Annotated in this window: 11 protein-coding genes; 8 read left to right on the forward strand and 3 right to left on the reverse strand. The window is 52.2% G+C overall.

The genetic code is table 11. The features are described from left to right. The first annotated feature begins 45 nt into the window (after positions 1-45). The 6 genes from G549_RS0113165 to G549_RS0113190 all read left to right on the forward strand — a co-directional run bounded on the left by G549_RS0113165 (position 46) and on the right by G549_RS0113190 (position 6,968). Positions 46-1,413 (forward strand): glutamine synthetase family protein, encoded by a 1,368-nt coding sequence (locus G549_RS0113165; protein ID WP_027835414.1) that lies wholly within the window; start codon positions 46-48, stop codon positions 1,411-1,413. Beyond that, positions 1,413-2,717 (forward strand): NAD(P)/FAD-dependent oxidoreductase, encoded by a 1,305-nt coding sequence (locus G549_RS0113170; protein ID WP_210162430.1) that lies wholly within the window; start codon positions 1,413-1,415, stop codon positions 2,715-2,717. Before G549_RS0113165 ends, G549_RS0113170 begins: the two co-directional genes overlap by 1 nt. A gap of 162 nt (positions 2,718-2,879) precedes the next feature. Then, the gene (gene ubiT / locus G549_RS20315) at positions 2,880-3,338 is read left to right on the forward strand and encodes a ubiquinone anaerobic biosynthesis accessory factor UbiT (protein ID WP_051213807.1); all 459 of its coding nucleotides are present in this window, start codon (positions 2,880-2,882) and stop codon (positions 3,336-3,338) included. Then, a complete protein-coding gene (gene ubiU / locus G549_RS0113180) occupies positions 3,335-4,339 on the forward strand; it encodes a ubiquinone anaerobic biosynthesis protein UbiU (protein WP_027835416.1) in 1,005 nt (334 codons plus the stop codon). Before ubiT ends, ubiU begins: the two co-directional genes overlap by 4 nt. A gap of 3 nt (positions 4,340-4,342) precedes the next feature. Continuing rightward, positions 4,343-5,257 carry a ubiquinone anaerobic biosynthesis protein UbiV gene (gene ubiV / locus G549_RS0113185; RefSeq protein ID WP_027835417.1) on the forward strand — a complete coding sequence of 305 codons (915 nt, stop codon included), beginning with the start codon at positions 4,343-4,345 and terminating at the stop codon, positions 5,255-5,257. A gap of 205 nt (positions 5,258-5,462) precedes the next feature. Then, entirely contained in the window at positions 5,463-6,968 is a 1,506-nt protein-coding gene (locus G549_RS0113190; RefSeq protein ID WP_027835418.1) for an amidohydrolase family protein, read from the forward strand. A gap of 56 nt (positions 6,969-7,024) precedes the next feature. Here G549_RS0113190 and G549_RS21490 read toward each other — a convergent pair whose 3' ends face one another. The 3 genes from G549_RS21490 to cysD all read right to left on the reverse strand — a co-directional run bounded on the left by G549_RS21490 (position 7,025) and on the right by cysD (position 10,458). Next, positions 7,025-7,447 carry a hypothetical protein gene (locus tag G549_RS21490; RefSeq protein ID WP_051213808.1) on the reverse strand — a complete coding sequence of 141 codons (423 nt, stop codon included), beginning with the start codon at positions 7,445-7,447 and terminating at the stop codon, positions 7,025-7,027. A 186-nt stretch (positions 7,448-7,633) separates the two neighbouring features. After that, positions 7,634-9,550: a sulfate adenylyltransferase subunit CysN gene (gene cysN, locus G549_RS0113200; protein ID WP_027835419.1), complete on the reverse strand. Its 1,917-nt coding sequence runs from the start codon at positions 9,548-9,550 to the stop codon at positions 7,634-7,636. Beyond that, the gene (gene cysD, locus G549_RS0113205; protein WP_027835420.1) at positions 9,550-10,458 is read right to left on the reverse strand and encodes a sulfate adenylyltransferase subunit CysD; all 909 of its coding nucleotides are present in this window, start codon (positions 10,456-10,458) and stop codon (positions 9,550-9,552) included. The genes cysN and cysD overlap by 1 nt, the downstream gene beginning before the upstream one ends. Before the next feature lie 412 nt (positions 10,459-10,870). Here cysD and G549_RS0113215 point away from each other — a divergent pair, with 412 nt between their 5' ends. Continuing rightward, positions 10,871-11,932: a cysteine synthase A gene (locus G549_RS0113215; protein WP_027835421.1), complete on the forward strand. Its 1,062-nt coding sequence runs from the start codon at positions 10,871-10,873 to the stop codon at positions 11,930-11,932. Next, positions 11,919-12,656 (forward strand): alanyl-tRNA editing protein, encoded by a 738-nt coding sequence (locus G549_RS0113220; protein ID WP_027835422.1) that lies wholly within the window; start codon positions 11,919-11,921, stop codon positions 12,654-12,656. Before G549_RS0113215 ends, G549_RS0113220 begins: the two co-directional genes overlap by 14 nt.

A 12,656-nucleotide genomic window follows, 5' to 3' on the forward strand; every position in this document is an offset into this window, starting at 1 on the left:
ATCGGAAATGGTGCGTCAGAGAATAAAGAACAGCAAGGCTGAATTATGGTCGACAAGCAGGAATGGGTCCACAACCTCCCTGATGCCGCTCTGGAGTGGCTTGGCGGACGCCGTGTAGAAGAAGTTGAATGTATCGTGCCTGATCTCGTGGGCATTTCGCGCGGCAAAACAATGCCGGCGAAGAAGTTTTCTGATGATGCATTTTTCTATCTGCCCACATCCATCTTCTATCAAACCATCACCGGCGCCTATGCGGATATGGACATCAAGGACCAGTGGATGGAAACGGATATGGTGCTCAAACCAGTTATGAGCACCGCATGCGCTGCGCCGTGGACTGATGATGTGATTTTGCAGGTGATCCACGATTTGGAGACCACTAAGGGTGAACCCGTTGCTGTCGCGCCGCGCAATGTGTTGAAGCGGGTTTTGGCGTTCTATGCCGATAAGGGCTGGCAACCTGTTATTGCGCCTGAGATTGAGTTCTACCTCACCCGGCGCAACACCGACCCGAACGAGCCTATTGAACCGCCTATTGGCCGCACGGGCCGCAAGGGCATTGGGCGGCAAGCCTATTCCATGGTGGCCGTTGATGAATATGGTGATGTGATCGACGATATTTACGACTTTGCCGAAGCGCAGGGTTTGGAAATCGACACCTTGATTCAAGAAGGCGGCGCCGGGCAAATCGAAATCAATTTACAGCATGGTGACCCGCTCAAGCTGGCAGATGAAGTGTTCTATTTCAAACGCTCGATCCGCGAAGCGGCGCTGAAAAACAATTGCTTTGCCACCTTTATGGCCAAGCCTATGCGCGATGAGCCGGGCAGCGCGATGCATTTGCATCAATCCATCGTCGATGCCAAAACAGGCAAAAATATCTTCTCCGATGCAAACGGAGAGCCGACAGATTTGTTTTACGGCTTTTTGGGCGGCATCCAGAAGCACATTGGTGCCGTGATGCCGATTTTCGCGCCCTATGTGAACAGTTATCGACGGTTCAAAACAGATGATTCCTCGCCAGCGAATGTGGAATGGGGACAGGATAACCGCACCACGGGCCTGCGTATTCCCATTTCAACGCCAGAGGCGCGCCGGATTGAAAACCGCATTGTGGGGATGGATAGCAACCCCTATTTGGCGATTGCCGCGAGTTTGGCGTGTGGCTATTTGGGCATGGTCAATCAGCTTTCGCCACGCCCGATGCGTGACGGTGACGCCTATGAAGACGGGGTCACCCTGCCCTATGCCTTGATGGACGCACTCGTGCCCTTTCAGCAAGATCGCGAATTGCGCGGCATGTTGGGTGAGGATTTTTGCCAAGTCTATGAAGCGATCAAACGGCAAGAGCTTGAAGAGTTTTTAGGCGAAATCAGTCCTTGGGAACGCGAGCATTTGCTGCTGAACGTCTGATGATCGATATTCTCACTGCCAACGATGTTCAGCACACCTATCCGTTATCTTATTATGCGGCGCAACGGCCACATCCGGCACCGCATCGGCCATTAAAGGGCGAAATCAAAGCGGATGTTTGTGTTGTTGGTGGCGGATTTACTGGCCTGTCGGCGGCGCTGCATTTGGCGCGCCGCGGGTATGATGTGGCGCTGTTAGATGCGCATCGTGTTGGTTGGGGCGCATCGGGCCGAAATGGCGGTCAGCTGGGCAGCGGCCAGCGCCTGGATCAGGTCAAGCTGGAACGTATGCTTGGCGAACAAATTGCCCGCCAATTGTGGGACATTGCAGAAGAGGCCAAGCAATTGGTGAAGAGCCTGATCTTTGACCATGGCATCAACTGCAATTATACGCCCGGTATAATCGAAGCCGATCACAAGCCGGGCTTTGTTGCGGATTCGCAGCGATATGTTGAAAAGCTCAATCGCGACTATGGCTATGATCAAATTTCGGCGTTGGATCAGGCAGCCCTTCGCGACCATGTGGCCAGCGACCAATATTATGGCGGCAGCTTGGACAAAGGCGCCGGCCATCTAGACCCGCTGACTTTTTGCTTTGGGCTGGCCGAATTGGCGCATAAGGCAGGCACGCGCATATATGAGCAAAGCCGCGTAACCAAAATTGAACAGGGACCGAAAGTACGGGTTCATACCTTAGACGGCGTGGTCGAAGCGGATCATGTGATTATGGGCTGCAATGGCTATATTGGCGGATTAGAGCGCCAGGTAGATGCGCGCGTTATGCCCATTAACAGCTTTATTGTGGCCACTGAACCGTTGGGCAAGGATCGTGCTAAATCGCTGATTCCCAACAATGAAGCCGTTGCTGACAGCCGATTTGTAGTTAATTATTTCCGCCTTAGCCCAGATCATCGCCTGCTGTTTGGCGGCGGAGAGAGCTATAGTTTGCGTTTCCCAAAAGATCTGGTCGAAATCTCACGCAAACCGATGTTGCAAATCTTCCCGCAATTGGCTGATGCAAAAATTGATTATGCATGGGGCGGCACTTTGGGCATCACAATGAATCGCCTTCCCCATTTCGCGCGGCTTGGACCCAATATTTATTCGGCAGCTGGGTTTTCGGGCCACGGACTGGGCATGGCGACAATGTCAGGCAAGATCATGGCCGACATGACGCAAGCTCAAAGTGAACGCTTTGATTTCATGAGCAGAATTCCGACGCCTAAATTTCCCGGTGGTGAAATGATGCGCGGCGCACTGCTGAGCTTAGCCATGACTTATTACGCGCTGCGAGATCGATTCTAGACACGCGCAACCTGCTGTTTGAATGGAAAACTGTATTTTGTTTGCATTTTTGCAAATTCGGGCGTGTTTCCACCGCGTATGCACCATGTCATGCGAAATAAACACAAGCGTCATCAACCTCGAATCTACAGTGATTCAAATGCCGGGCCGGTTTCAAAGGCGATGCCTTTGTTCGCCATGCAGCCGATTTTGCGGCGCATTGTGCGCCATGTGGCCCAGCTTCACCCCGAACTGTTCGAACGGCTCGGGGATAGTTGCAGCAAACAATTTTTGATCGATGCGAAGGGCATGCCATTTTTGCTGCTTTTGCGTCCAGATCCAGAAAACCTGATGCTGGTTGCCAAGTCGCGGCACGCAGAAATTCCCTACGACGTGCTGGTGAGTGGCAAGTTCGTCACGCTTTTGCGGATGATCGACAGCAAAACAGACAGCGATGCGCTGTTTTTCAACCGCGATATTGCCGTGACCGGCGATACGGAAGCGATCGTTGCGTTGCGCAACGCGCTTGACGATATGGACGCCACCTTGGCGGACGACGTGGCGACGGCATTTGGCCCCTTGCGCGGGCCTGTGCGCGCCAGCATTGACGCGGCCAACAAAATTGTAGGTTCAAAGACATGAGTGAATTTATCAAACCTGAATTGGTGTGTCCCGCTGGCACGCCTGCCAGCTTGCGCACTGCTGTTGATGCGGGTGCAGACTCGGTCTATTGCGGCTTTAAAGGTCCCACAAATGCGCGGAACTTTCCCGGCCTAAACTTTACGAAAGCCGAGCTTTCGGAAAGCGTGAAATATGCGCACGATAAAGACGCAATGGTGCTGGCGGCGATCAACTCTTTCCCCACAGCGGGGCGCACCGATATTTGGAAAAAGTCCGTAGATGACGCGGTGGAATTGGGCATTGACGCGGTGATCATCGCCGATATCGGCATGGCCAAATATGTCGCTGAAACCCATCCGGATCAGCGCTTGCACCTTTCCGTGCAGGCGGGTGCTTCGTCGCCAGAAGCGATCAATTTCTATGTTGAACGCTTCAACGTTAAGCGCGTGGTGCTGCCGCGTATTTTGACCGTACCGGAAATCAAGCGCGTGCATGATGCGATTGATTGTGAGATTGAGGCATTTGTGTTCGGCAATATCGGCATGATGGCTGAAGGGCGCTGCTCACTCACCAACTATGTCACTGGCATTTCCACCAATATGGATGGGGTTTGTTCGCCCGCGAGCCATGTCGATTATGAGCCCGATGAAGAAGATGGCCTGACAACGCGCCTCGGCGACTTTGCTATTGACTGCATTTCATGCGGCGAAACGGCGGGGTATCCCACCATCTGCAAAGGTCGCTATGATACGGCGCATAAGAAAAACTATTACGCCTTTGAAGAGCCGATCAGCCTAAACCTGACCCGTTTGCTGCCCGACCTGATGCGAGCGGGCGTTACCGCGCTCAAAATTGAAGGACGGCAGCGCTCCCGCGCCTATATTCGTTCGGTCGTTTCAGCGTTTCGTGACGCGGTGGATGCCTATGCGGCGGGCGACGAGCCGGACATTACCGAACTGATCGCGCTGACCGAGGGGCATAAAGAAACCCAAGGTGCTTTCAAATCAAAAAGCTGGAGATAGTTGATGACCGCACAGCTAACACTTGGTCCTGTTCAATATAATTGGGCGCCTGAAGATTGGCGAGACTTCTATTTTAGGATCGCTGATGAAACGCCCATTCACACCGTATTTCTGGGTGAGGTCATTTGTTCCAAGCGCGCACCGCTCTATGACAACCAGTTGCCGGACGTGGTGGAACGTTTGCACGATGCGGGCAAAGAAGTGGTATTTTCCACCCTTTCAGAGGTGACCACCGATATTGACCGTCGTTTGGTCAAGCGAGTTGCAATTTCAGAAGGCTTTCCGATTGAAGCAAACGATGTTTCGGCGCTGCAACAAATGGGGCAAGACCCGCATTATATAGGGCCATTGATGAACTGCTATAACGAAGAAGCGTTGGCGGTTTATGCGGAAAATGGCGCCAAGTCCATTTGCCTCAACCCTGAAATGCCAAAGGTTGGGATTGCCGAACTTGCGGAAGCCGCAAAGCCTTATGATGTGGCGTTGGAAGTGCAGGTTTATGGGCGCATGTCCCTGGCGTTGTCTGCCCGCTGCTACCATGCACGCGCGCACAATCGCACCAAAGATTCCTGCTTGTTCGTCTGCGATCAAGATCCAGACGGGATGCGGCTCGATACGCTTGAAGGCGACGAGTTCTTGACTGTGAATGGCATTCAAACCCAGTCTCATTCGATCCTTAATCTGGTCGAGTGCCTCGACGAATTACAAGAGATCGGCATCAACCGACTGCGCATTTCACCGCAAAGCATAGGTACCTTCACCGCCATTTCTGCGTTCGATGACGTGCTGCGGGACAAAATTAGTCCATCCGAAGCCTTGAAAAAAATGCGCGATGATCGTGTGGATGCGCCATTTTCCAATGGCTTCTTTTACCAACGACCAGGATATGAATGGCACGACAAGATGCCAGCCGAGTAACAACTGCAGTCTGCCGCCGAGCCTCTTCTCTCTCTGTCAGAACCTTGTGAATCTGACTGCTCGGCGGCCGATCCTTTTAAATTTTCAATCTAATTATTCTATTGTGTTCATGCGTTTAGCCTGCGCACAAGACTTGGGCGACATCCAGTTGGCTTGATTATTGGCGACTGCTCACCACCTCCATAAACATAATGGAGGATGGAAAATGCAAAAAATTACTTTTAAGAAATTGCCGCGCTCGGTTTTACTCGCCGTTGCTGCATCGCCACTGATCGCTCTTGGTGCCATTGCAGATGACGAAATGCCCCCCTTTGATGTGCTTTTTGATGACGTCACCATCGTTGACCCGGAAACCGAACAAGTTTTGCCAACACGCGATGTCTATATTCGCGATGGCAGAATCGCTGAAATCGTTTCGGGTGAGACACCAGAAAAAACCGCTACAAAGGTAATATCTGGCAAGGGCAAATATTTGATGCCGGGCTTAATGGATATGCATGTGCATTTGTCCATCAAGCCTGTTTTAGAATCCAGCCAACAATTATTGTTGGCCAACGGCGTGACCAGCGTTCGCGATATGGCGGGGGATTGCTGGCCGGGCGGGCCAGAGGTATTTCTATGCGTTGATGATCTACGCGACGCCCACGACAGCAATTTGCGTGGCGAGAGTTTTGGCCCGCGTATTGTGGAAATCTCCAGTGCACCCGTGATGTCTGACAAATCTCCTCGAATGCCCGAGAAATCGATGGAGGAGTTTGTACCGTTCACCGAAGATCACGCCCGTAAGGTCATTGATTTTCTTGCCGAGCGAGAAGTTGACCTGATTAAGATGTATCATCCCACCACGCTTGAAGCCGCGACAGGCTTTTTTGAGCAAGCAAAAGCCAAGGGCTTGCCCGTGGGCGGACATGTGCCACTGACCATGGACATTGCCGACGCGGCGAAGATGGGCATCAAATCGGTTGAGCATGCGCGCGATCTGGTGTGGGATTGCAGCCTCTGGGGCGTTGCGTACAAAGAGCGATTTATCAAGCTTACCCAAGGTGATAAGTCAGTTGAGTACCCCACTGACCAAATGACGCTAGAGCAAAGCCTTGCGACCGCCAATGAGGAACGTTGCGAGACGACCATCAACGCCATGGTTGAGCATAATGTCTATTATGTGCCCACACATATCACCCGCGAATTTGATGTGCGCGTCACCGACCCCAGCTTTTTTGAGATGGATGCCCTAAAATATATCGGTGAAATGCAATGGGGTGAATGGAAACGCGACATTGATAATATGGCTGGTGAGCCCGAAGAAATTCGAAGGCATTACCCCGCCTTTTTTGAACGTGGTCTGGCATTGACCGAATTGGCGCATTCACGCGGCGTGGACATTATGTTGGGCACTGACGCCAACGACAGCATGGTTGTGCCGGGCTTCTCAGCCCATCACGAAATGTCGTTGCTGGTTCGCGCCGGGCTCTCGCCCATGGATGTGTTGCGCAGTGCGACAACCATTCCTGCACAATATCTGGGCCGCACTGATGATTTTGGTGGCGTTGCCGAGGGCAAATTTGCAGACTTGGTGTTGCTCGATGCAAATCCAGTGGAAAACATCGCCAACACAAATACAATCAGTGGCGTGATGTTGGCGGGCACCTGGCATGACCGTGCCTCGCTGGACGAGAGACTGGGCAGCCTGGAAGTGAATGTGGTGCAATAAATAAAGGCGGCCCACGGGCCGCCTTCTTCACTTCAAATTCAGGGGAGCGTTAGCGCCTAGGCGTCGCCTTCTTCCCCAGAATCGTCATCATCATCATCATCATCATCATCGTCGTCGTCATCGTCTTTGTCTTTATTTTTGCCCTTGCCTTTATCCGCTGCATCTTTGCCATGGCCCTTAGCTTTGCCATTATTATTGCCTTTGCCGCGATTGCCGTCGTCATCATCATCGTCGTCGCCGTCGCCGTCAGCATCATCTTCACCTTCGCCTGAATCATCACCATTCTCGGCTTGGTAGGCTTCAAGTGCTTTGCAAACGGCAGGAGTTGTGCCTGACGCGTTTGAATGGGCATCACAATTACGGATGAGCTTGCTGCGGGTCGCTTCGGACATGTTTTCCAGACTAAGCGGCTCTGCCATGGCTGGCAAAGATGTACCCAGCATGAGTGCAGGGATCAAACCCAAAAGTGCGCGTTTCATATTCTTCCTCCAATGACCATTTCTTTAACTGGTCACAACCTGCACGGGAATATGTACGTAAAAGTTAATGCGGCAACGCCACTGCAATTCGGGGTTAAACAGTTCTTTTAGATATGGATAAATTGCCATTAAAAATGAAATGGCGGCCCCAGGGCCGCCACTTGATCAATGCTGCATCAAACAGAACTAGAGGGCACTATACTGATGCCCTTCAAACAGCAGATCGTAGAGTTCGTTGGCGAGATCGGTTGGATCATGCTCTGCCGCGTTGAGGGTGATATCGGCGCGTTCGGGGGCTTCAAAGGGAGAATCCAACCCTGTGAAGTTTTTGATTTCCCCAGCCTTGGCGCGGGCGTAAAGCCCTTTCGGATCTCGCTCGGCGCACACCTCAAGGGGTGTGTTCACATAGGCTTCGACAAAATCGATATCGCCGGCCACTTCGCGCGCTAAGCGGCGCTCGTTTTTGAACGGTGAGATGAAGGAGACAAGTACGATTAGGCCTGCGTCGGCCATGAGCTTCGCCACTTCGGCCACACGGCGGATGTTTTCCACCCGGTCTTCATCGGTAAAGCCAAGATCTTTGTTGAGGCCATGGCGCACATTGTCGCCGTCCAAAATGTAGGTGTGTTTGCCTTCAGCTGTAATCCGCTTTTCGAGCAAGTTGGCGATGGTGGATTTGCCGGAACCGGATAGGCCAGTGAACCACACAATGCGTGGCGTTTGCCCCTTCATCTCAGCCCGCACTTTGCGGTTCACATCAAAATCCTGATAGGTCAGGTTTTGCGCCCGGCGCAAACCAAACTCAATCGTGCCCGCGCCCAAGGTGGCGTTGGACAGGCGATCAATCAGGATAAATCCGCCTGTGACCGCATTTTGGGCATAAGCATCAAACGCAATGGGTTTGTCGGTGGCCAGCGTTATGGTGCCCACTTCATTGAGTTCGAGGCATTTGGCCGGGTTTTGCTCCAGCGTGTTCACATTGGTTTTTTGCTTGATGTTGGTGATGGTCGCGGGCACCGTCTGGCTACCGATCTTGATCAAGTAGGAACGGCCCGGCATCGCCGGTTTTTCATGCATCCAAATCAATTGTGCTTGGAACTGGTTGGAAAATTCTGGCGTCTCGCCCGGGGCGGACAACACATCGCCGCGCGAGATGTCGACTTCACGGTCCAACACCAAAGTGACGGCTTCACCCGCTTGGGCCACAGCCAAATCACCATCCATAGTAACGATACGTTTGATCTTGGCAGGTTTGCGCGAGGCGGCCACCAGCACATCATCACCTGGCTTGATTTGGCCAGAAGCCAAGGTGCCAGAAAAGCCGCGAAAGTCGAGGCTGGCACGGTTCACCCATTGCACCGGAAAGCGGAATGGCTGGGCCACCCGATCTTCAGCCACATCAATCTCTTCAAGGTACGGGACCAATTGCGGCCCGTGATACCAATCCATATTCTCACTTTTGCTGACGATGTTATCGCCGCGCAATGCAGAAATCGGCACGGTCACCAAGCTCTTAAAGCCAAGTTGGGCCGCAAATTCGCGATATTCCGCATCAATCTGGTCAAAGACTTTCTTGTCGTAATCGACCAGGTCGATCTTATTGACCACGGCCACCACATGTTTGACCCCAATCAGCGACAGAATAAAGCTATGGCGCTTGGTTTGGGTCAGCACGCCTTTGCGCGCATCAATCAGCACAATCGCCAAATCAGCGTTCGACGCGCCCGTGGCCATATTGCGGGTATATTGCTCGTGGCCCGGGGTATCGGCGACAATAAATTTGCGCTTTTCGGTGGTAAAGAACCGATAGGCCACATCAATGGTGATGCCCTGCTCGCGCTCCGCGGTCAGCCCGTCCACCAAAAGTGAGAAGTCGATCCCCTCATCGCCCGTGGTGCGGTTGTGGCTTTCTTTTTGCAGCGACGCCAATTGGTCATCAAGGATCAACTGGCTATCATAAAGCAAACGACCGATCAGGGTAGATTTGCCATCATCCACCGAGCCACAGGTCAAAAAGCGCAAGATGCTTTTGTCTGTCTGGGCGCTCAGCCATTGTTCAATCTCAAGAGGTTGGGCTTGTTCTGTCACAGTTGCGTTGCTCATTAGAAGTAGCCCTCTTGCTTTTTCTTCTCCATCGATCCGGCCTGATCGCTATCGATCAAGCGCCCTTCCCGCTCTGAGGTGCGCGAAGCGTTCATTTCCATAATGATTTCAGGCAAGGTGGCCGCCTCAGATTCAAGAGCGCCGGTCAGCGGATAGCAGCCAAGGGTGCGAAACCGCACCATCTTTTCTTCTGGCACTTCGCCTTCTTCCAAAGGCAAACGATCATCATCGACCATGATCAAAGTGCCAGAACGCTCCACCACAGGACGCGGCTTGGCCAGATAAAGCGACGGGATCTCGATTTCCTCTTTATAAATGTAGGTCCAAATGTCCAACTCGGTCCAATTGGACAAGGGGAACACGCGCATGCTCTCGCCCGGGGAAATGCGGGTATTGAACAAGCGCCAAAGTTCGGGTCGTTGGTTTTTTGGGTCCCATGCATGTTGGGCATTGCGGTGCGAGAACACACGTTCCTTGGCGCGGGACTTTTCCTCATCACGCCGCGCACCACCAATCGCTGCATCATATTGTCCAGCGTTCAACGCCTGGCGCAGCGCCACGGTTTTCATAATGTCCGTATAGCGCGCAGACCCATGGTCAAACGGGTTGATGTTCTCAGCCACCCCTTCTTGGTTCGTATGGGTGATCAAATCAAAGCCATGCTGCTCGGCCATGCGATCGCGAAAGGCGATCATTTCGCGGAACTTAAACGTGGTGTCCACATGCAAAAGCGGGAACGGAATCTTTGAAGGAAAAAATGCCTTGCGCGCCAAATGCAAAAGCACGCTTGAATCCTTGCCAATCGAATACATCATTACCGGCCGCTCAAAACTGGCCGCGACTTCGCGAAATATCTCAATGCTCTCCGCTTCCAAAGCGTCGAGATGACTGTGATGTGTTTCTGGCATGTTTTTAGACCCGCTTGTTTAAACGCGTTCAAAATAAACACAGAGACAAATCGAAACAAGTAATAAACTCAATGACTTATTTCAAAACCTTCCAGAATTTCGTGGTTCATCCTATCTGTGGTTTATTTCCCTCAAACGACGCAAAGAAGGGAAAATCATTTCGCGCGAAAAAGTCGAATCCGAGCAAACTATTTCCGCAAAATTGAGTTTTCTCCGACAACGTCGCCACAACATATGCGCGGCCCAAATGGCCCATTTCGCGCAATTCTATTTTTGCGCTTTCAAGCCATATTAGTTTTTTCGCATTGTCTTATGGGAGAATTGGAAAAAGCCTTTTCTTTTCTTCACTCTAGACTTGATCGCTTTGGCCGCACTGCTTAGTTTTGAGCCAACACACCAAAGGATTTTTTCGATGACAAAGCACAATGACAAGCACAACGACATTCTTGGCGCCATTGGCGATACGCCACTTATTCGCTTGAACGCTGTATCGGAAGCAACCGGATGCGAGATTTGGGGCAAGGCAGAGTTTTTGAACCCCGGGCAGTCGGTAAAGGATCGTGCGGCGCTCTATATTGTGCGTGACGCTGAGCGCAAAGGCTTGTTGAAGCCAGGCGGCACAATTGTTGAAGGCACCGCAGGCAATACGGGCATCGGGCTATCCATGGTGGCCAATGCCCTAGGCTACAAGTCGGTCATTGTGATTCCGGAAACGCAATCGAAAGAAAAGAAGGACTCGCTGCGCTTGGCGGGGGCCACTTTGATTGAAGTGCCGGCAAAGCCATATAAAAACCCGAACAATTATGTGAAGGTTTCGGGCCGCTTGGCTGAAAAACTGGCGAACGAATTGCCGGAAGGTGCGATTTGGGCGAACCAGTTTGACAATGTTGCCAACAGACAAGCCCACATTGAGACCACCGGACCGGAAATTTTTGAGCAAACCGGCGGCAAAATTGACGGGTTCATTTGTGCGGTTGGCTCAGGTGGCACGCTGGCTGGTGTGTCCCAAGCGCTGAAAGAACGCAATAAAGACATCAAGATCGGGTTGGCCGATCCGATGGGTGCTGCGCTCTATAGCTTTTACACCAGCGGCGAATTTGCCTCACAAGGCGGCTCCATCACTGAAGGCATTGGCCAGGGTCGCATTACGGCTAATTTGGAAGGCTTTACGCCGGACCATGCTTACCAGATCTCAGACGCGGAAGCCCTACCCTATATCTTCGACCTGTTGCAGCATGAAGGCATTTGCTTGGGTGGGTCTAGCGCCATCAATATTGCGGGTGCTGTTAAAATGGCGCGTGATTTGGGGCCGGGTTCAACAATTGTCACCATCCTTTGCGACTATGGCAACCGTTATCAGTCAAAACTGTTTAACCCAATGTTTTTGCGCGAGAAGGACTTGCCAGTGCCTGAATTCTTAAGCCACACTCATGAGATTGACATGAGTACGGTTTTTGAGAATGACGCAGACTGATTTTCTTTTTCGCGAAGATGCATATCTAACAACTGCTGCCGCCACAATCTCGTCCATTGGCGAGAATGGCGGCATCATATTGGATCGCTCCAATTTTTACGCCACATCCGGCGGCCAGCCGGGTGACTTCGGTTTTTTAGAGCGCGGAAACGGCGATAAAGTCGCCATTTCTACCTGTGTACATCCGGAAGGCGACAAAACAAAATGCATGCTTGTACCAGAGCAAGAAGGGCATGGACTTGCGACGGGCGAGAAAGTAACCGCCCATATTGATTGGGAAAATCGCTATAAGTTGATGCGTATGCATACGGCGCTGCATCTGCTTTCCGTCGTCATCCCCCTGCCCGTAACTGGCGGCTCAATTGGCGCAGCAAAGTCTCGTCTTGATTTTCAAATGCCCGAACCGCCTGAAGACAAGGAAGCGTTGGCGGCCCAACTGAATGCGCTGATTGCCCGCAATCTTGATGTGCGTGAGGAATGGATCACCGAGGAAGAGTTGGACGCCAATCCGGATTTGGTGAAAACCATGTCGGTCAAGCCACCATCTGGCCAAGGCAAAATTCGCATGATCCGCATTGTTGATGGTGATGAGACCATTGACTGGCAGCCCTGTGGCGGCACCCATGTTGCCAACACTCAAGAAATCGGCCCCATGCGTTTGGGCAAGGTGGAAAAGAAGGGCAAGCAAAATCGGCGCGTTGCGATCCATTTTGCCGAGGAATGA

The organism is Maritalea myrionectae DSM 19524, from assembly GCF_000423365.1.
Lineage (GTDB): Bacteria > Pseudomonadota > Alphaproteobacteria > Rhizobiales > Devosiaceae > Maritalea > Maritalea myrionectae.

What these genes read in the sequence shown, in the direction of transcription:
- G549_RS0113165 (WP_027835414.1), top strand. Translation starts at nt 46, where the DNA reads ATGGTCGACAAGCAGGAATGGGTCCACAACCTCCCTGATGCCGCTCTG.
- cysN (WP_027835419.1), bottom strand. Translation starts at nt 9,550, where the DNA reads ATGAGCAACGCAACTGTGACAGAACAAGCCCAACCTCTTGAGATTGAA.
- G549_RS0113170 (WP_210162430.1), top strand. Translation starts at nt 1,413, where the DNA reads ATGATCGATATTCTCACTGCCAACGATGTTCAGCACACCTATCCGTTA.
- ubiV (WP_027835417.1), top strand. Translation starts at nt 4,343, where the DNA reads ATGACCGCACAGCTAACACTTGGTCCTGTTCAATATAATTGGGCGCCT.
- G549_RS0113220 (WP_027835422.1), top strand. Translation starts at nt 11,919, where the DNA reads ATGACGCAGACTGATTTTCTTTTTCGCGAAGATGCATATCTAACAACT.
- ubiU (WP_027835416.1), top strand. Translation starts at nt 3,335, where the DNA reads ATGAGTGAATTTATCAAACCTGAATTGGTGTGTCCCGCTGGCACGCCT.
- cysD (WP_027835420.1), bottom strand. Translation starts at nt 10,458, where the DNA reads ATGCCAGAAACACATCACAGTCATCTCGACGCTTTGGAAGCGGAGAGC.
- ubiT (WP_051213807.1), top strand. Translation starts at nt 2,880, where the DNA reads ATGCCTTTGTTCGCCATGCAGCCGATTTTGCGGCGCATTGTGCGCCAT.
- G549_RS0113190 (WP_027835418.1), top strand. Translation starts at nt 5,463, where the DNA reads ATGCAAAAAATTACTTTTAAGAAATTGCCGCGCTCGGTTTTACTCGCC.
- G549_RS0113215 (WP_027835421.1), top strand. Translation starts at nt 10,871, where the DNA reads ATGACAAAGCACAATGACAAGCACAACGACATTCTTGGCGCCATTGGC.
- G549_RS21490 (WP_051213808.1), bottom strand. Translation starts at nt 7,447, where the DNA reads ATGAAACGCGCACTTTTGGGTTTGATCCCTGCACTCATGCTGGGTACA.